Below are 17,242 nucleotides of genomic sequence, written 5' to 3' on the forward strand. Positions count from 1 at the left end.
GTGCCAGCCCGCTTACTCTAGGTAACTTAATGCAACCAGAGCCAGAGGTGCATCGTGCTCCAGGCATAGATGGCGGCCAGCACATCATCGATCATGATGCCGAACCCGCCCGCTACGCGCCGGTCGGCCCAGCGAATCGGCCAAGGCTTGAAGACATCGAAGATGCGGAACAGCACGAAGCCCCAGAGTGCCGCTTCCCATGAGAACGGTACGGCGGCCATGGCGATCCAGTAACCGACGAATTCATCCCAGACGATGCCGGAGTGGTCGTGGACCCCGAGATCGCGTGATGTCTTGTCGCACAGCCACACGCCCGCCATAAAGGAGACGGCCACCAGCGTGACATACCAGGTCAGCGGCAGCTCCGACAGCAACCAGTAGAAGGGAATTGCTGCCAATGTGCCAAAGGTACCCGGCGCCCAAGGCACTCCGCCGCTGCCCAGGCCAAAGGCGAAGAAATGCACCGGGCGCCGCCAGACACTCGGAGGGCAACGATTCATGACTCGCCTCCGCGGAAGTGCTGCCAGCCATGCGCGCCATCGAGATCGACGCCTGTCACTCCAGTCTCGGCACGCACCGTTCCGATCGCGGTCAGCATCAGGCCCTGCCCCGCCAGACGTCGCCGGGCCTCTCCCAGGAGATGCCCCGGCAGGCTCACCAGCAGTTCGTAATCGTCGCCTCCGCACAGCGCGGCGCGGTAGGCCGCCGCTTCGCCGAGAACCTCTCTCAGACCCGTTGCCAAGGGCAGCGCCTCGCGCTCGAGCCGCGCCCCCACGCCTGACGCGGCGAGGATATGCTCGAGGTCGGCAAGCAGACCGTCGGAAACGTCGATGGCAGCATGGGCCAGGCCGCGCAATGCCTGACCGGCCGCGAGCCGCGGGACCGGCTTGAGGTAGCGGGCCAGCAACGGATGGTCAAGGTCGCGCTCGCCGCGCTGCCAGAGTGCCAGCCCGCCGGCCCCACCGCCGAGAACCCCCGTCACGGCCAGCACATCGTCGGCGCGGGCTCCACCGCGTGACAGCGCCTCACCGACCGGCACCTCGCCCATCACGGTCACCCCAATGGCGAGTTCGCCGCGGGTCACATCCCCTCCCACCAGGGCCGTACCGCTCGTCTGGCACAGCGAGTGAAAACCGCTGGCGAAGTCCGCCAGCCAGGCTTCCTCGTCGCTTTCGAGCGCCAGCGCCATCAGGCACCAGCGTGGTTCCGCCCCCATTGCTGCGAGGTCACTCAGGCTCACCGCCAACGCGCGGTAGCCGATCACTGCGGCCGGCGCATCACCAGGGAAATGCACATCAGCCACCGAGGTGTCGACACTGACGGCCAGTTGCATGCCCGGGCGCGGGGCAAGCAGCGCACAGTCGTCACCCACGCCCAGCGGCACGCCGGCCTCCGGGCCGGGTGCAGCAGGCGTGAAATGGCGGGCGATCAGGTCGAATTCGCTGGCCACCGGAGGCACCTTCAGCCGCGACGCGCCCTGACCTCGGCGCTACGCAACCGGGCGGCCAGCTTGTCGAGAATGCCGTTGACGTACTTGTGCCCGTCGGTGGCGCCAAAGGACTTGGCGAGCTCGACGCCTTCGTTGATCACGACTCGGTAGGGTACGTCCAGCCGGCGGCTGAGCTCGTAGGCTCCCAGGCGCAGGATGGCCAGTTCGATGGGGTCGAGGTCTTCCAGGCGGCGGTCGAGCAGGGGCGCAACGGAGGCATCCAGGTCAGCGCGGAAACGCACCACGTTGTGCAACAGTTCGTGGAACAGGGCAAGGTCGGCGATCTGCATCACCTTGGCCCAGTTCTCGTGATCCTCGAGGTCGTCGTCGGGCAGTTGGCTGCGGAATTCGGCCTCGATGGCAGTCGCCGACTTGCCGGTCATGTGCCATTGGTAGAGCCCCTGCACCGCCAGTTCGCGGGCCGCGCGCCGTGCCTGCTGGCCTGCCGACGGGGCACGCTGCGGACGCGATTCACTCATGAAGCTTCTCCGCTCTGGTTGTCACCGAAACCACGCAGCAACGACACCATTTCCATGGCGGCCATGGCCGCCTCGGCGCCCTTGTTACCGGCCTTGGTACCGGAACGCTCGATGGCCTGCTCGATGGTGTTGACCGTCAACACGCCGTTGGCGATGGGCGTCTCGAACTCGAGCTGCAGGTTGCCCAGCGCCGCATTGCAACCGCCCGCCACGTACTCGAAGTGCGGGGTGCCGCCACGAATCACCGCACCCAGTGCGATCACCGCGTCGGGGCGTGCCACTTGCAGGGCGCGCTTCACTGCCAGCGGCAGCTCCCACGCTCCCGGCACGTGAACGATATCGATGTTCTCGGCATCCACGCCGTGGCGCACCAGGCTATCCACCGCGCCTTCGACCAGGCTGTCGACCACGTGATGATTGAAGCGCCCCACCACGATCACGTAGCGGCCGTCGACGTCGACGAAGTTGCCTTCCAGTTGAGACAGGGTATGCATCGGTAGTACCTGCTGAAAAATGGTCCCGCTGAGAACGACAGGGATCCTGCTGAAGTCGAGCAGGCCGGCAGCGCATGCCGGCCTCTTGTACATGGGAAGCGTGTCGGCTCACCCTTCGGTGGCCGCTCCCTCCTCGCCCGGCGCGATCAGCTCGACCACTTCGAGGTCGAAGCCCGACAGCGCCGAGAACTTCCACGGCGAGCTGAGCAGCCGCATGCGCCCCACGCCGAGGTGTCGCAGAATCTGCGAACCGGTACCGATGGTCAGGTAGTTGCCGGCACCGTCGGAATCGCTGGTGCGCGGCAGACGGCGGCGCTCCAGAAACACCTCCAGCTGGTCGCGGAAGTCCTGGTGTGGACGGCCATCGTCGAGCAGTACGAAGACGCCGTGCTCGACCCGGGCAATCTCTTCCAGTGCGCTGTGGGTCGTCCAGTTGCGGCTCTCGCTCTTCTGCAGACCCAGCAGGTCACGCATGGTGTCGGCCAGGTGCACGCGCACCGTGGTCAGGACGCCGGGACTCGGCTCCCCCTTTACCAGCGCGACATGGTGAGCATTCTGGATCCGGTCGTGGAAGACGTGCAGGGTCAGCTTGCCGACCGCCGTATCGACAAGCGTGGACTCCACCGGTTCGACCGTCCGCTCGTTGTGAATGCGATAGTGGATCAGGTCGGCGATGGTGCCCATCTTGATACCGTGCTCGGCAGCGAAACGCTCGAGCTCGGGGCGCCGGGCCATGCTGCCGTCGTCGTTCATGATCTCGCAGATCACGCCGCTGGGATCGAAGCCGGCCAGAGCCGCCAGGTCGCAGGCCGCTTCGGTATGCCCTGCGCGCCGCAACACGCCACCCGGCTCCGCCATCAGCGGGAAGATATGCCCCGGCTGAACGATATCCTCGGCACGCGCGTTACGCGCCGCGGCCACCTGCACGGTACGTGCACGGTCGGCGGCCGAGATACCGGTGGTCACGCCTTCGGCAGCCTCGATGGAGAGCGTGAACTTGGTGCCGAAGCCGGAACCGTTGTCGCGAACCATCAGCGGCAGCTTGAGGCGCTCGCAGCGCTCGCGAGTCATCGGCATGCAGATCAGGCCACGCGCGTGGCGCGCCATGAAGTTGATATGCTCGGCCTCGACCTTCTCGGCGGCCATGATGATATCGCCTTCGTTCTCGCGATCCTCATCATCCATGAGGATCACCATCTTGCCCTGCCGAATGTCTTCGATCAGGTCTTCGATGGGAGCCAGGCCCCCAGGGGAAGATTGCACGCTGGAATCTCCGAATGTCGATCGACTTGCTGGACGATAGTGCACCGCAACAGAACGTTGCCGACCATATCGCACCACTTGAATGGGCGTCAGAGTACATTGGCGCGGCTTCGGGCGCCAGTAGCGAGTACCCTCCCTCTTACCCCTGCCGGCGCTCCGGCCTCGCCGTGATCCGCCAGTCACGCCCCACGGCGCGAATGTCGAGAATCTCCAGCGGCCGTTGTTGAGCCATGCGCGTCAGCCCCGGCAGGGCGAACAGCGGACGGGCCTCGCCACCAAGCAGCGTCGGCGCCACGAACAGCTGCATCTCGTCGACCAGACCGACTTCCAGCATCGCCCCGGCCAGCGTGGCGCCGGTCTCGAGCAAGACCTCGTTGACCAGCTCCTGCTCGGCCAGATAACGCATCAGCGAAGGCAGGTCGACGCGGCCATCGTTGCCGCTGCGCAGCACCACCACCTCGGCACCGGCCGCTTCCAGACGCGCGCGGCGCTGAGGTTCGTGTGCCGACACGGTTGCCACCAACGTGCGACCCGGCTCACGCAGGCAGGCCGCCGCCTCGGGCAGGCGCAGCTGGGTGTCGACCACGACCCGTAGTGGCTGACGCGCAGCGATGGCCTCGGCATCGTCGAGGTTCAGCTGCGAAGCACGCACCGTCAGGCGCGAGTTGTCGAAGATGATCGAATCGACACCGGTCATGATCGCACTGGCAGCGGCTCTCAAGCGCTGCACCTCGGCCCGTGCATGAGGGCCGGTGATCCACTGCGACTCCCCGGATTGCATGGCAGTGCGGCCATCCAGGCTCATGGCCATTTTCATGCGGACGAACGGACGCTGGCGCGACATGCGCGAGACGAAGCCGACGTTGAGACGTTGCGCCTCCTCTTCGAGCACCCCGACCTCGACCTCTATTCCCGCGTCACGCAGCATGGCGATACCGCGACCGGCCACTTCGGGATTGGGATCCTGCATGGCGACGACGACCCGCTTGACGCCCGCCTCGATGAGTGCCACCGCACAGGGACCGGTGCGTCCGTGATGGGAGCAGGGCTCAAGGGTCACGAAGGCAGTGGCACGACGGGCCGACTCCCCGGCCATGCGCAGCGCATGGATTTCGGCATGCGGCTCTCCAGCACGCAAGTGCCAGCCCTCTCCGACCAGGCGACGGTTCTTGACCAGCACGCAGCCGACGCGCGGGTTGGGGTGGGTGGTATAGAGACCGCGGCGGGCAAGCTGCAGCGCATGGGCCATCCAGGCGGCATCGGTCGGCTGGGCCATAACTCTCCTGGCTAGTCGTCGGCGGTGCCCGGCGGAAAGCCGGGTTCCTGGGCGAGACGGTCGATCTCGGCACGAAACTCGTCAATATCCTGAAAGCGGCGATAGACCGAGGCGAAGCGTATATATGCCACCTGATCCAGGCGCTTGAGGGCCTGCATGACGACATCGCCGATGTCGCGTGCCTGTATCTCGCGCTCGCCACTGGCCCGTAGATGGTGACGAATCCGCTCCACGGCGGCCTCGATGGCCTCGGCACTGACCGGCCGTTTCTCCAAGGCACGCAGCATGCCGGCGCGCAGCTTGTGTTCGTCGAAGGTTTCCCGGGAACCGTCGGACTTCACCACCCTGGGCATCACCAGCTCGGCGGTTTCGTAAGTGGTGAAACGCTCGCCGCAATCGGTGCACTGGCGGCGGCGGCGCACCTGATCGCCTTCCGCCACCAGGCGGGAGTCGGTCACGCGTGTGTCATGGGCGCCACAGAAGGGGCAATGCATGATGTCGATCCGAAGGTGTAGCGGGGCGACGCGAGGCCGCACCCGGGTCACGAATTAGCGTGTTGACCCGGCATTGTACCCGCTCACCCGTCAACCGCCCAGCACCGCCCCAGACAGGCCGACCTGCGCTGCGCCCTCAGTGGTCGTGATTCATGATCCGCTTGACCGGCGCCTCGATCCGCTGGGCTTCGCCCGTTTCGAACCGAAGCTCGATCTCGACGGGCTCGCCCTCTTGCAGTGGCGCGGTCAATCCGATCAGCATCATGTGCAACCCACCCGGCGCCAGCGCTGCGCTGCCCCCGGCCGGGACGACGATCTGCGGCACCTGGCGCATCTGCATCACGCCGTCCACGTTCTGGTGATCATGCAGCTCCGCCACTTCCGCGGCCGGGGATTCCGCCGCTACCAGGACCACCTCCCGCTCGCCTGGGTTGCGCAGCGTCATGAAGGCAGCGGAGGTCGACGAACCGGGCGGTACCGCACGCACGTGCGCGTTCTCGACGACCAGCGGGTCGGCAACGGCGACGAACGAGATCAGCGAGAGGCTGACTGCAGTCAATAGCGAACGGGGCGACATCATCTCGTGGCTCCTTGTTCTGGTGTGGCAGCATGCGCCAGGGAAAGAAAAAGCAGCATACTATAGGGTTTCCGGCCAAGGTCGCCGGATGCGTCAACGCGACACAGCCGAGCCTTAACCGGCAGATAATGAAGTGCTGGCACACTGGCAACCCAGACCGAACTTGCACGCTCTAATCGCCAGCGCTGACAAAGGAGCCGACATGGCATTTCGACTTACGCTAGGTACCGCGCTGGCATTGACTGCCATCGCTCCATGGGCAACCGCCGACGACTGGCCGGCTCCCGTGCGTGCCCTCGTCGAGCAGGGGCTCGAGATTCACGGTGAATTCCAGGCTCCCGGCGACCTGAGGGGTTACGCGGCTAGTCATCAAGGCCGTGAAATGACCCTGTTCGTGACCGCCGACGGCGAGCATGCCATCGTCGGCACCCTGGTCGACGCCGAAGGCAACGACCTTTCCGAAGCCCCGCTGGACGAACTGATCCGCGCCCCCCAGGAGGGCGAGCTCTGGCAACGCCTCGAAGAGAGCCACTGGATCGCCGACGGCAGCGCAGACGCTCCCCGGGTGCTTTACACCTTCACCGACCCCAATTGCCCCTACTGCCATCGCTTCTGGGAGGCGGCGAGGCCCTGGGTGGAGGCCGGCGAGGTCCAGCTGCGACACGTCATGGTGGGCATATTGGCCCCTGACAGCCCGGCAAAGGCGGCAGCGCTGCTGGGCGCCGACAATCCGGAGACAGCCTTGCACGCCCATAGCAGCGGTGACGGTATCGCCCCGTCAGCCCAGCCCCGCCACATCGAGGATCAGGTCTACCGCAACAACCAGCTTTTCGACGAGTTGGGCTTCTACGCCACCCCGACCACGCTCTTCCTGCACGACGGACGCCTGGAGCGTGTGGATGGCATGCCCGACGAGGCGCGCCTGATCGAGATGATGGGCGGCGAAGCTCCCTGAGCCGGCTTGGGTCGAGCCCCGCTCGGCGCGAACCGAGCGGGGCTTCCAACGGCTTCCCTCAATCCTCCAGATACTCGAAACGCGGCATTCCGACGTTCCAGGGCCGAATCTCTCCTTTCTCCCCCGTGTTGCCATGGTTTCCCAGCAGGGCGCCATCATGCTCACGCTCGGTGCCGTACTGTGTGTGCTTGTGGAAGGTGTCTGCGAAGCGCTCACGCGTCTCCCTGACGTCACCGGTGTAGCGAGGATCCTGAGGCCGTTCCTGACTGGTGATGTACAAGGCGACGTCCCAGGCCTCCTGATCGGACAGGCTCATCGGTTGACCCAGCGGCATGTTGTGCTTGACGAAACCGGCCATGGTAAAGGTGCGCGAAATGCCTGCACCCCAGTTGTTGGAACCGTCGCCCCAGGGAGCCGGGAAGACGTACTCACCTGCCTGGTAGAGCCCTGAACCGTCCTCGCTGTGGCAGACCGCGCACTGCTCCTGGTAGATCTGCTCGCCGCGAGCATAGTCCGGCGCCTGCTCAGGCTCGTCGAGACGCGGGAAGCCCCGCCCGTATATCGGCTGCCCCGGGTACATGGGCACGCCGGTAGCCAGCCACTGGTGGTAAGCCGAAAGTGCCACCATGTCATCGCTGCCATAGATGGGTGGCGTGCCGTTCATCGAGTAGGCGAAGCAGCCGGCGATGCGCTCTTCCAGGTTGTTGACGTGCTGGTTCTTGCCGCGGAAATCGGGCAGTGTCACGGCAGCCGGCCATACCGGCCCGCTGAAAGGCTGGCGCCCCTCGCCCAGGTGACAGCTCGAGCAGTTCATGTCATTGAAGACGTTCACGCCGCGCAATTGCTGCGTATTGGTGAAAAGGTCGTAACCCCGCCGGATCACCTGTTTCAGCTCGGGATGCAGGTCTGCCTCCTCGAGGTCTTCCATGGTCGGCGGTACGTGCACCAGCTCGCCCTCCTTGGGAGCGGGATAACCCATTTCAACGAGGGTCTCGTACTCCGCCCAGACGCCAGCGCTCACGCCCCCCGCCAGAATGACGCCGGTCAGGGCCAGGCCAATCGATCTATTGTTCATGCTCTGTCCCCTTATTGTGCTGTCACTTTCTGGCTTGCGAGCCATGCCGCCACGGCGCGAATATCTTCATCACTCATGCGCTTGGCGATGGCGCCCATCAGGTTCTGCGGATCGTTGCCTCGTTCATTCGCTTGCCAGGCGTGAAGCTGAGCCTCGATGTAGCCAGCGTGCTGGCTGGCGATGCCGGGAAACGTGCTTCCTGCCCCCTCGTTGCCGGGACCATGGCAGCTCTTGCATGAGACGATATAGGCGTTCCAGTCGCCCCGCAGCGCCAGTTGCTCACCTCGCGCAAGCAAAGCCTCGTCAGCCTCTCCACCGCCCTCCGCCTCGGTAACGGGCAGTTGGCTGTAGTACGCTGCCACGTCGGCGATCTGCTGATCGTCGAGCATGTTGGCGAAGGGTTGCATGGTGGCGTTTTGCCGCCGACCCGCCTTGAAATCCTGGAGCTGTTTCGCGATGTAGCCGGCATTCTGGCCAGCCAGCCGCGGCCAGGACTCTGCTCCGTCGATGTGCTTTCCGCTACCATTCGCCTGATGGCAGGCCACACAGACGGCGGCGGCAGTCTCGCCGCGTTGCGGATCCCCCTCCTGAGCCACAGCCGGACCGGCCATGAGGCCAAGCATCAAGCCGAGGCGGACTGCGCTATTCACGGTCGTCATCTCGCATCACTCTCGTCGTTGTTATGGGTCCCTTGCGGGGCGTCTGGTCCGGGGTCGCCGGACTCTCCTGTTGCCGCACGAGCGGCAGTATCAGTCGAGCTTCGAAACTTTCCGTCGTGGGGCAGGTGAAGCTCACGCTGCCACCGAAGCGAGCTGTAATGGCCGCCACGATGGACAACCCCAGGCCACTGCCCTGCTGGGTACCGCTTCGCCAGAAGCGGCGTGTGACCTGGGTCAGCGAGCCGGGGTCGACGCCTGCCGCCTGATTACGTACCCGCACCTCGACGCCATGAGGTGAACCGGTGCCAGGCGGCACGGGGGCGACGCTCACGGTGACGGGCATATCGCAAGAGCCATGCCGCAAGGCATTCTCGAGGAGATTGCGCAGCGCCGTAATCGCCAGCTCACGCGGCATGGCCAGCTGCCAAGGCGGCCAGGTAAGGGGCAATTCGATGCTCGCTTCCCCGGTCGGGTCGACGTCCCTGCGAGCCAGGGCCACCACCTCTTCGAGCCAGCTCGGCACGCCATCGTCAAAGACCAGCCGGCCCTCGACCCGAGACAGCGTCAGTAGCTGATCGATGGTCCGGGAAAGGCGAACGATTCCCTGCTCGGCATGTTCCAGGGCCTTGCGGGAGGCTGGCCCCTCCAGGCGACGCGCCACCTGGAGGTGCGTCTTGGCCGCAGTCAGCGGCGTGCGAAGCTCATGCGCAGCATCGCTGGTAAAGCGTTGCTCACGGACAAAGGCGGCCCGAACTCGCGCCAGCAATCCATTGAGTGCTTCGATCAGCGGACGAATCTCGGTCGGCATACCTGAGCTGGAGACCGGTTCCATGGCATCGGGATGGCGCTGCGACAGGGCACCGCGAAGGTGCTCGAGGGGGGCCAGGCCGCGGATGACGCCGACCCATATCGCTACCAGACTTCCCAGCAATGCCACGACGAAGGGCACCACGGCTACCTTGATCACGTTGTCCAGCAGCAGGTTTCGTTCATCCATTCGATCCGCCGTGGTGATGATCAGGCCGTCTCGCTCATAGGTGAATACCCGCCAGGTGACACCGTCCGACTCGCGGTAGCTGTGCCCCTGCCCGCCAATGGCCAGAATGTTCTCCATGTCGGCATGGGTACGCGCCATGATCTCGCCACTGGGCGAATGTACCTGGCAGGCGAGACCTTCGATCGGCGGGATCGTCAATGCTTGACGATCTGCTGCCATCCAGACTTCCTGCGGAAGCTGAGCCGCCAGCGCCGCTACCATGCGCGCCGACTGGGCGAGTCGCTGATCGAGCGTGGCCACGAACTGGTCATGCAGATCGCGCAACAGCCAGGCGGCGGCCAACCCCCAAAGCAACACCAGGGTCAGCCCCAGGGTAAGCAACAACCTTGCCCGCAGGCTCATGGCACCGCGTTCCGCTCGACTCCCTGGCCGACACGCTCGGGCTTGCCCAGACGGAAGCCCACGCCACGCACGGTCTCGATCACCCCGCTTCCGAACTTGCGCCGCAGATGATGGATATGAACGTTCAGGGCGTTGCTTTCCACTTCCTCGTTCATGCCGTAGAGGCTGTCCTTGAGCTGGCCGGCGGACAGCACACTGCGCGGCGACTGCAAGAAGGTTTCCAGCAATGCCAGCTCTCGCCGAGACAGCTCTACTGCCCGCCCCTCCAGCGTGACCTCGCGGGTCGTCGGATCGAGGCACAGGGAGCCATGCTCAACCACGGCGCAGGAGCGTCCAGCGACACGTCGCAGCAAAGCCTGCAACCGGGCGACCAGCTCATCGAGATCGAATGGCTTGATCATGTAGTCGTCCGCGCCGACCTGCAGGCCCTGAACGCGCTCATCGACAGCATCCCGCGCCGTCAGTACCAGAACCGGCAGATCGACCCCCGACGCCCGCCACGCTTCGAGCAGCGTCAGGCCATCACCGTCTGGCATTCCGCGATCGAGTATCACCGCGTCGCTCGACACGGCTTCCAACGCCGAACGTGCCGAGGCCAGCGTCGACACGTGGTCGACCACGAAGCCATACAGGTCCAGGCCAGCGCGAATACCCGATGCCACCAGGTCATCATCCTCGACGAGCAACACATGCATAATGAAACCTCAAGCGTTGTGCGACACCTTGCCACGCCTGGATTAACGCGACGTTAAGAGGATGCAGGCGCTGCGCCCAGACTGGCGTCCATTGGTCGAAAAGGGCGCGTCCCTTTTCCCAGCCCAGCAAAGGGACCATGAGCATGGCCTCAGCGGCGAGCGGCAATCGCGCGTGCCAGGAACCAGCCCGCCACCATCGCCGCGAGCATGGCCAACAGCGGCGCGGTGAGCCCGGCGATGGAAGCGATCGCCGGCCCGGGGCAGTAGCCGGAGAGCCCCCAACCGATGCCAAACAGGGCGGCACCGCCGATCAGCCGGCCATCCAGATCCTGACGGGTCGGCAATTGGAAGGTCTCACCCAGCATGGGTTGCTCGCGACGGAACACGACACGGTAGCCAATGAAGGTCGTCACCACGGCCCCGCCGAGGACGAACATGAGGGTCGGGTCCCAGGCGCCGAAAAGGTCAAGAAAGCCCAGCACGCGCGCGGGGTCGGTCATGCCGGCAAGCGCAAGACCCAGGCCGAACAGCAGCCCGGCGATATAGCCCATGAGCGTCTTCATGCCCCACCTCCGATGACGTGCCGCACCACATAGACGGTGACCATGGCGCAGATCAGGAAGGTCACGGTGGCCACCATCGAGCGGGGCGACAACCGCGCCAGGCCACAGACACCGTGGCCGCTGGTGCAGCCGCTACCCAGGCCGGTGCCGACCCCCACCAAAAGACCAGCCACGAGCATGAGGCCTACGCCTCCTGCCGGCTGACCGACCACCTCGCCGGGTGCGCCGGCCACGTTGCCGAGACCTCTCCCAAGCGCCATGAGCAGCAGCGGGCCGCTGACCAGACCGAGCACGAATGCGATCCGCCAGCCGCTGTCACCCCTGGGCAGGGTGGTGACCAGACTGCCCACAATGCCGCTGATGCCGGCAATGCGCCCCAGCGTCGCCATCAGCCACACGGCCGACAGTCCAATCAGCACGCCACCGACCAGTCCTTGCAGACTTGCGCTCCAATCCACGTCTTTCCTCCCGTTTCGTTCAGAATCATTCGGCCCGAAGTGCCACCTGTGCCGGCCCTACCCCGGCGCACGACGTGCCAGGGGAGTCCGTTTCGCCGCGCAGGTAACGCCAGGCATCGTAGGTACTGAGAAACACCATGCCCGTCATGTCGCGACAGAAGTCAGTGTGCTTGAGCCGATCCATCACCGGCCCCTTGACCTCCGCCAGGTGCAGCTTGACCCCGGCATCCCGCAAGCGAGTATTGATCGCCTCCAGGCTCTCCAATGCCGAGGCATCGACCGTGTTGACGGCCTGGCAGGCCAATACGATATGGTCGAGTCTTGGCTCACGTGCCGCCAACGACATCACCAGATCCTCCAGGTAGCGAGAGTTGGCGAAGTAGAGGCTCTCGTCGACTCGCAATATGGCCAGGCGCGGGTCCGTCTCGACGCGATGTCGCTTGACGTTGCGAAAGTGCTCGGTCCCCGGCACCCGACCCACCACTGCACTGTGAGGGCGGCTGGTGTTGTAGAGATGCAGCGCCAACGACAGCCCCACCCCGGCGAGTATCCCGCTCTCCACCCCGTGGACTAGCGTCAGGCCAATGGTGGCGAGCATGGCCAGGGCATCGGAGCGTGAGTAATTCCAGGTATGCTTGATGGCCTTGAAGTCGACCAGCGACAACACCGCCACGATGATGGTCGCCGCCAGCGTGGCGATAGGCAGGTAGGCAATCAGCGGGGTCAGCAGAAGCGCGGCGACGGCGATGCCTACCGCCGTGAAGGCCCCGGCCGCAGGGGTTTCGGCGCCCGCGTCGAAGTTGACCACCGAGCGAGCGAAGCCCCCGGTGACCGGCATGCCGCCGGTCAGCGACGCGGCGATGTTCGACGTACCCAGGCCCACCAGCTCCTGGTCCGGATCAATGCGCTGACGCCGTTTGGCGGCGAGAGTCTGCCCCACCGAGACCGACTCCACGAAGCCAATCACGCTGATCAACAGTGCCGCCACGAACAGCTGGCTCCACAGACCGCTATCGAAACCGGGCAGGGTCAGCGGCGGCAAGCCTGCCGGCACCGCACCCACCACGGCCACGCCCTGCGCATCCAGGCCCAGCGCCCAGGTGGCCAAGGTAGTGACGGCGACGGCCAGTATCGGCGCCGCCTTGGACAGCATATCCGCCGGTCGGGCCGGCACGCCCAGCTTGTGCAGGCCAGGCTTCAGCCAGCGGCGCGCGACATAAAGGAACGCCAGCACGGTAAAGCCGATGACCAGCGTGGGCCCGTTCACTCCCCCCAGGTTGCCGCCCAGGCTGGCCAACTGTTCCAGCAAATTATGGCCGCTGGCGTCCACCCCCAGCACGTGCTTGAGCTGACTGATGGCAATGATCAACCCTGACGCCGTGATGAAACCCGAGATGACCGGATGACTGAGGAAATTGGCCAGAAAGCCCAGCCGGGCAATCCCCATCAGGGTCAGGATCAGCCCCGACATCAGCGCCAGCACCAGCGCCGCGCCGAGGTATTCCACCGAGCCTTGGGGGGCGATCTGCCCCACCGCTGCCGCGGTCATCAGCGATACCACCGCCACCGGCCCTACCGCCAGGGTGCGGCTGGTACCGAATATGGCATAGACCACCAAGGGCACAATGCTTGCGTACAGCCCCACCTCGGGTGGCAGACCGGCCAGTATGGCATAAGCCAGCGACTGGGGGATCAGCATGACGGTCACGATGACCGCCGCCAACAGGTCGCTGGACAAGGTGGCACGGCCGTAGCCTGGCAGCCACTGCAGGATCGGCAGATAACGCTTGGGGTTCACCCGGCATCCTCAGAACTTGTTGATGGGTACCTTGAGATAGACCTGACCGTTGTCCTCGGGCGGGGGCATATGGCCGGCGCGCATGTTGACCTGCACGGAAGGCAGTATCAGGCGCGGCATGTCGAGGGTAGCGTCGCGCTCGGTGCGCATCCTGACGAATTCCTCCTCGCTGACGCCTTCGTGAACGTGAACATTGTGGGCACGCTGCTCGGCCACGGTGGTCTCGTGCTGGTACTGCTCGCGCTCCGGCGCCTTGTAGTCGTGGCACAGAAAGAGTCGGGTTTCGCCCGGCAGCGCCAGCACTTTCTGAATGGACTGATAGAGGGTGCGTGCATCGCCGCCGGGAAAATCACAGCGGGCCGTGCCGTAGTCGGGCATGAACAGGGTGTCGCCGACGAAGGCGGCATCGCCGATGACATAGGTCAGGCAGGCCGGTGTATGGCCCGGCGTATGCAGCACTCGTCCTTTCAGGTTACCGATGCCGAAGGTATCGCCTTCCTCGAACAGGCGATCGAACTGGCTGCCGTCACGGGCAAACTCGGTGCCTGCATTGAAAGCCTTGCCGAAGACCTCCTGTACCACGGTGATTCTGGCGCCGATGCCGGTCTTGCCACCGAGCTTTTCGTGGAGATAGGGCGCGGCGGAGAGGTGGTCCGCGTGAACATGGGTCTCGAGGATCCACTCGACCTTCAAGCCCTCGCGCTGGATGAAGTCGATGATGGCGTCGGCGGAACGCACGTCGGTCCTGCCGGCGGCGTAATCGAAGTCGAGCACCGAGTCGAGAATCGCACAGGCCTCGCTGTCAGGATCCTGCACCACATAGCTGAAGGTATTGGTCGGCTCGTCAAAGAAGTGGGTCACGATCGGCTTGGACATGTTTGATCGACCTCCGTCGGTGTGGCTTCCGAGCAATGGCATGAATATAGCACAAGTTATGTTATATGCATATACCATCCAGGAATAAAAAGGACCGCCCCCGACCTTTCAGGCCAGGGTCCGCGATAAGCTTCAGAGCGACTTCTTGCAGAAGTACCAGTCGGTGTACTCGTAGCCCGGTCCCAGGAGCGACTGCGCATAAAAGACCAAGGAGAGAGCACCCGGCTACTTCCTGGAAAGCTTGCAAGTGTTGATGCCCAGCAGCTGATACGCCGGGCAGAAGTTGAACAGCCCGGTCGTCAGCGGCAGCACGCCGATCCAGCCCCAGACGCCGATCATGCCGGTCAAGGCCAGGCCGATCAGAACGGCACCGACCACGATCCTCAGAATTTTGTCGATACCGCCTACGTTGCTCTTCATAGATATCACCCCACGAGGTTGAGATTGGAAGCAATCGAACCGATAGAAGCACCTTTTAATTATTTTAAGATATATGCAAATAACCAAATACCCTAAGCATCGTAGCGCATTGCGGCATCGTTCACATGCGTCATGTGGCCGCATGACGATGTACATCAAGAAATCCAGCGGGAGAGGACTGAGCAGAGCCATTGCGGCCACAGCGCAAGCAAAAGACGCAACAAGCCTGCACGAGGCCAAGCTTGAGCAGCGCCTTGGGCGGGTGAAGCGAGCGACCGGCCATGGGATGGGAACCAGCGGCTATGCAGGTGGCTCGCCCTTTAGGCAATTCGCTGGTTGATGTGCCGCTATGAACTTATAGCTCGATACGATCGCCGAAGGCAGGTATCTCTGCCTCGATGCCGCTCTCGGCAAGGGCGGCCTGCAAGACGACCTGGGTTTGGGGCTCGCCGTGCACGAGATAGAAGCGGGGCTTGTCTCGGAAGGCTCCGGCCCAGCCGATCAACTGGCTCTGCCCGGCATGGGCGGAGAAACCGCCAATGGTATGCACCTTGGCCTTGACCGCCAGCTCCTGCCCCAGCACGCGCACCCGCTCGGCACCGTCGACGAGCTGACGCCCCAAGGTGCCGGCAGCCTGAAAGCCGACGATCACGAGCCGGGTGTTGGGCTTCTCGAGGTTGTAGCGAAAGTGGTGAACGATGCGGCCACCGGTGCACATTCCGGCGCCGGCGATGATGATCGCCCCGCCGTGGATGCGGTTGATCGCCATCGACTCCTCGACCGTGCGCGTCATGCGCAGGATCGGCAGGTACTGGCTGGTATCGCCACTGGCAGCGATATTGAGCACCTTGAGATCCTCGGCATCGAGACTCTTGCGCGCGCGATGGTAGAGTTCGGTGACCTTGATCGCCATGGGGCTGTCGAGAAATACCATCTGCTGGCGCAGGCGCCCCTCGTGGTAGAGCACGCTGAGGTGATAGAGAATCTCCTGGGTGCGACCCACGGCAAAGGCGGGAATCAGCACGTTACCGCCGCTGGCATGGGCTTCCTCCAGCACCTGGGCAAATTCCTCGAGCGTCTCCTCGAGAGGCCGGTGGTCGCGGTCGCCGTAGGTACTCTCCATCAAGACCACGTCGGCCTCGTGCAGGCGGACGGGCTCCTTCATCAGCACCGAGCTGGGGTTGCCCAGGTCGCCGGAGAACACCAGCCGCTTGGCCTGCCCTCCCGATGGCACGGTCAGCTCGACGATGCCCGAGCCCAAGATATGGCCGGCATCCTGGTAGACCAAGGTCACACCGCCGGGCAACGAGATGGGCTGACCGTAACCATGGGACTGGCACAGCGTCAGCGTGCGCTCGACGTCCTCCAGCTCATACAGCGGCTCGATCAGCGGCTTGCCGTGGCGCTTGCGCCACTTGTTCTCCCACTCGACGTCCTTGGCCATGATGAAGGCGGCGTCCTCCAACATGATGTCGAGCAAGTCCCGCGTGCCGCGCGTGCAGTGGATCGGGCCGGCATACCCCTCACGCACGAGCTTGGGCAGCAAGCCGGCATGATCCAGATGGCCGTGGGAGATCACCACCGCATCCAGCTGCTTCGCCAGGGCGCCGAACGGCACGGCATTGTCGCTATCCGCCTGCCGGCCGCCCTGATGCAGGCCGCACTCCAGCAGGATGCGGTACGAGCGGTCGCTACCTTCCACCTCGAGCAGATAGCGAGAGCCGGTTACTTCTCCCACGGCACCTTGGAACGTAAATGTCGACATCTGCCCCTGCCCCTTCGCTGTGGCCGTTACATTTTTCAGCATACTCGAAGATGAGTCTGAAGATGCAGGGAAAACATGGATCTGGGTCAGGTTTGGCTGCAGTCCGCAAGACGCAGCACAGACCGAAAAACGTCAGTCCCGGGCATGACATTCCTGCGCTGCATGGGGTTGCATCATTAGGGTGGAGACACATCGCCAAAGCTACTTAACATACAGAAACAAATGCCCACGTGTTCCATGGGAGGGCTGACCATGAGCTCAACGGAACAACCGGAAGAGCAGGACGGTCTGGTCACGTCCGACAACGTGGAGGAGGCGGAGACAGCCACCACCGTCCAGTTCCAGCAGGGTGTCGACGGCTATGCGGGGGTCGTCGATACCTATCTCCACGGGGGCTCCAAGGCCACCAGCCGGGCCGGGGTGACCACGCTCAACGTCGACAGCGACGACAAGGGCAACGCGGTACAGACGCTACTGCGCTTCGAGCAGATATTCGGCAGCGGATCC

The 17,242-nt window shown here is 64.4% G+C and carries 20 protein-coding genes; 2 read left to right on the plus strand and 18 right to left on the minus strand.

Annotated elements, in window-relative coordinates; all coding sequences use genetic code 11:
• Positions 1–26 precede the first annotated feature (26 nt).
• The 8 genes from KPL81_RS00985 to KPL81_RS01020 form a co-directional block, all read right to left on the minus strand.
• Positions 27–500 (minus strand): phosphatidylglycerophosphatase A family protein, encoded by a 474-nt coding sequence (locus KPL81_RS00985; protein ID WP_219790325.1) that lies wholly within the window; start codon positions 498–500, stop codon positions 27–29.
• The gene (gene thiL, locus KPL81_RS00990; protein WP_219790326.1) at positions 497–1,450 is read right to left on the minus strand and encodes a thiamine-phosphate kinase; all 954 of its coding nucleotides are present in this window, start codon (positions 1,448–1,450) and stop codon (positions 497–499) included. Before thiL ends, KPL81_RS00985 begins: the two co-directional genes overlap by 4 nt.
• An 11-nt stretch (positions 1,451–1,461) precedes the next feature.
• Positions 1,462–1,968, minus strand: a complete 507-nt coding sequence (gene nusB / locus KPL81_RS00995) for a transcription antitermination factor NusB (protein WP_219790327.1) — start codon at positions 1,966–1,968, stop codon at positions 1,462–1,464.
• Entirely contained in the window at positions 1,965–2,462 is a 498-nt protein-coding gene (gene ribH / locus KPL81_RS01000; protein ID WP_219790328.1) for a 6,7-dimethyl-8-ribityllumazine synthase, read from the minus strand. The genes nusB and ribH overlap by 4 nt, the downstream gene beginning before the upstream one ends.
• 108 nt (positions 2,463–2,570) lie before the next feature.
• Entirely contained in the window at positions 2,571–3,725 is a 1,155-nt protein-coding gene (gene ribBA / locus KPL81_RS01005) for a bifunctional 3,4-dihydroxy-2-butanone-4-phosphate synthase/GTP cyclohydrolase II (RefSeq protein ID WP_219790329.1), read from the minus strand.
• Positions 3,726–3,864: 139 nt separating this feature from the next.
• Positions 3,865–5,001 (minus strand): bifunctional diaminohydroxyphosphoribosylaminopyrimidine deaminase/5-amino-6-(5-phosphoribosylamino)uracil reductase RibD, encoded by a 1,137-nt coding sequence (ribD, locus tag KPL81_RS01010; RefSeq protein WP_219790330.1) that lies wholly within the window; start codon positions 4,999–5,001, stop codon positions 3,865–3,867.
• 11 nt (positions 5,002–5,012) lie between these two features.
• On the minus strand, positions 5,013–5,495 hold the full coding sequence (gene nrdR / locus KPL81_RS01015; RefSeq protein WP_209473558.1) for a transcriptional regulator NrdR: 483 nt from the start codon (positions 5,493–5,495) through the stop codon (positions 5,013–5,015).
• A 136-nt stretch (positions 5,496–5,631) separates the two neighbouring features.
• Complete coding sequence (locus tag KPL81_RS01020; protein WP_219790331.1) at positions 5,632–6,075, minus strand: copper chaperone PCu(A)C; 444 nt, start codon at positions 6,073–6,075, stop codon at positions 5,632–5,634.
• Positions 6,076–6,274: 199 nt separating this feature from the next.
• On the opposite strand from KPL81_RS01020, the gene dsbG reads away from it, so the two are divergent.
• Positions 6,275–7,027 (plus strand): thiol:disulfide interchange protein DsbG, encoded by a 753-nt coding sequence (dsbG, locus tag KPL81_RS01025; RefSeq protein WP_219790332.1) that lies wholly within the window; start codon positions 6,275–6,277, stop codon positions 7,025–7,027.
• A gap of 58 nt (positions 7,028–7,085) precedes the next feature.
• Here the strand turns inward: dsbG and KPL81_RS01030 are convergent, their stop codons facing one another.
• The 10 genes from KPL81_RS01030 to KPL81_RS01075 form a co-directional block, all read right to left on the minus strand.
• Positions 7,086–8,102 (minus strand): c-type cytochrome, encoded by a 1,017-nt coding sequence (locus KPL81_RS01030; protein WP_219790333.1) that lies wholly within the window; start codon positions 8,100–8,102, stop codon positions 7,086–7,088.
• An 11-nt stretch (positions 8,103–8,113) separates the two neighbouring features.
• Positions 8,114–8,761 (minus strand): c-type cytochrome, encoded by a 648-nt coding sequence (locus KPL81_RS01035; protein ID WP_219790334.1) that lies wholly within the window; start codon positions 8,759–8,761, stop codon positions 8,114–8,116.
• Entirely contained in the window at positions 8,745–10,160 is a 1,416-nt protein-coding gene (locus KPL81_RS01040) for an ATP-binding protein (protein ID WP_219790335.1), read from the minus strand. The genes KPL81_RS01035 and KPL81_RS01040 overlap by 17 nt, the downstream gene beginning before the upstream one ends.
• Positions 10,157–10,855, minus strand: coding sequence for a response regulator (locus KPL81_RS01045; protein WP_219790336.1), 699 nt, complete (start codon positions 10,853–10,855; stop codon positions 10,157–10,159). Before KPL81_RS01045 ends, KPL81_RS01040 begins: the two co-directional genes overlap by 4 nt.
• A 149-nt stretch (positions 10,856–11,004) precedes the next feature.
• Complete coding sequence (locus tag KPL81_RS01050; protein ID WP_219790337.1) at positions 11,005–11,418, minus strand: DUF6691 family protein; 414 nt, start codon at positions 11,416–11,418, stop codon at positions 11,005–11,007.
• Positions 11,415–11,876: a YeeE/YedE family protein gene (locus KPL81_RS01055; protein ID WP_219790338.1), complete on the minus strand. Its 462-nt coding sequence runs from the start codon at positions 11,874–11,876 to the stop codon at positions 11,415–11,417. Before KPL81_RS01055 ends, KPL81_RS01050 begins: the two co-directional genes overlap by 4 nt.
• Positions 11,877–11,901: 25 nt before the next feature.
• Positions 11,902–13,674, minus strand: coding sequence for a SulP family inorganic anion transporter (locus tag KPL81_RS01060; RefSeq protein WP_219790339.1), 1,773 nt, complete (start codon positions 13,672–13,674; stop codon positions 11,902–11,904).
• A gap of 9 nt (positions 13,675–13,683) precedes the next feature.
• Positions 13,684–14,550: an MBL fold metallo-hydrolase gene (locus KPL81_RS01065; protein ID WP_219790340.1), complete on the minus strand. Its 867-nt coding sequence runs from the start codon at positions 14,548–14,550 to the stop codon at positions 13,684–13,686.
• A 225-nt stretch (positions 14,551–14,775) separates the two neighbouring features.
• Positions 14,776–14,970 (minus strand): YgaP family membrane protein, encoded by a 195-nt coding sequence (locus KPL81_RS01070; protein WP_219790341.1) that lies wholly within the window; start codon positions 14,968–14,970, stop codon positions 14,776–14,778.
• Between the two features lie 355 nt (positions 14,971–15,325).
• Entirely contained in the window at positions 15,326–16,735 is a 1,410-nt protein-coding gene (locus KPL81_RS01075; RefSeq protein ID WP_209473571.1) for an MBL fold metallo-hydrolase RNA specificity domain-containing protein, read from the minus strand.
• Between the two features lie 252 nt (positions 16,736–16,987).
• On the opposite strand from KPL81_RS01075, the gene KPL81_RS01080 reads away from it, so the two are divergent.
• Positions 16,988–17,242: hypothetical protein (locus tag KPL81_RS01080; protein ID WP_219790342.1), on the plus strand; the 255-nt coding region annotated here is incomplete at its 3' end.

Source organism: Billgrantia antri, assembly GCF_019430905.1.
GTDB classification, from domain to species: domain Bacteria; phylum Pseudomonadota; class Gammaproteobacteria; order Pseudomonadales; family Halomonadaceae; genus Halomonas; species Halomonas antri.

Bases quoted from the DNA above. Each gene is read 5' to 3' on its own strand.
- KPL81_RS00985 (WP_219790325.1), bottom strand. From the start codon at position 500: ATGAATCGTTGCCCTCCGAGTGTCTGGCGGCGCCCGGTGCATTTCTTC.
- nusB (WP_219790327.1), bottom strand. From the start codon at position 1,968: ATGAGTGAATCGCGTCCGCAGCGTGCCCCGTCGGCAGGCCAGCAGGCA.
- ribH (WP_219790328.1), bottom strand. From the start codon at position 2,462: ATGCATACCCTGTCTCAACTGGAAGGCAACTTCGTCGACGTCGACGGC.
- ribD (WP_219790330.1), bottom strand. From the start codon at position 5,001: ATGGCCCAGCCGACCGATGCCGCCTGGATGGCCCATGCGCTGCAGCTT.
- nrdR (WP_209473558.1), bottom strand. From the start codon at position 5,495: ATGCATTGCCCCTTCTGTGGCGCCCATGACACACGCGTGACCGACTCC.
- KPL81_RS01020 (WP_219790331.1), bottom strand. From the start codon at position 6,075: ATGATGTCGCCCCGTTCGCTATTGACTGCAGTCAGCCTCTCGCTGATC.
- dsbG (WP_219790332.1), top strand. From the start codon at position 6,275: ATGGCATTTCGACTTACGCTAGGTACCGCGCTGGCATTGACTGCCATC.
- KPL81_RS01030 (WP_219790333.1), bottom strand. From the start codon at position 8,102: ATGAACAATAGATCGATTGGCCTGGCCCTGACCGGCGTCATTCTGGCG.
- KPL81_RS01035 (WP_219790334.1), bottom strand. From the start codon at position 8,761: ATGACGACCGTGAATAGCGCAGTCCGCCTCGGCTTGATGCTTGGCCTC.
- KPL81_RS01040 (WP_219790335.1), bottom strand. From the start codon at position 10,160: ATGAGCCTGCGGGCAAGGTTGTTGCTTACCCTGGGGCTGACCCTGGTG.
- KPL81_RS01045 (WP_219790336.1), bottom strand. From the start codon at position 10,855: ATGCATGTGTTGCTCGTCGAGGATGATGACCTGGTGGCATCGGGTATT.
- KPL81_RS01050 (WP_219790337.1), bottom strand. From the start codon at position 11,418: ATGAAGACGCTCATGGGCTATATCGCCGGGCTGCTGTTCGGCCTGGGT.
- KPL81_RS01065 (WP_219790340.1), bottom strand. From the start codon at position 14,550: ATGTCCAAGCCGATCGTGACCCACTTCTTTGACGAGCCGACCAATACC.
- KPL81_RS01070 (WP_219790341.1), bottom strand. From the start codon at position 14,970: ATGAAGAGCAACGTAGGCGGTATCGACAAAATTCTGAGGATCGTGGTC.
- KPL81_RS01075 (WP_209473571.1), bottom strand. From the start codon at position 16,735: ATGTCGACATTTACGTTCCAAGGTGCCGTGGGAGAAGTAACCGGCTCT.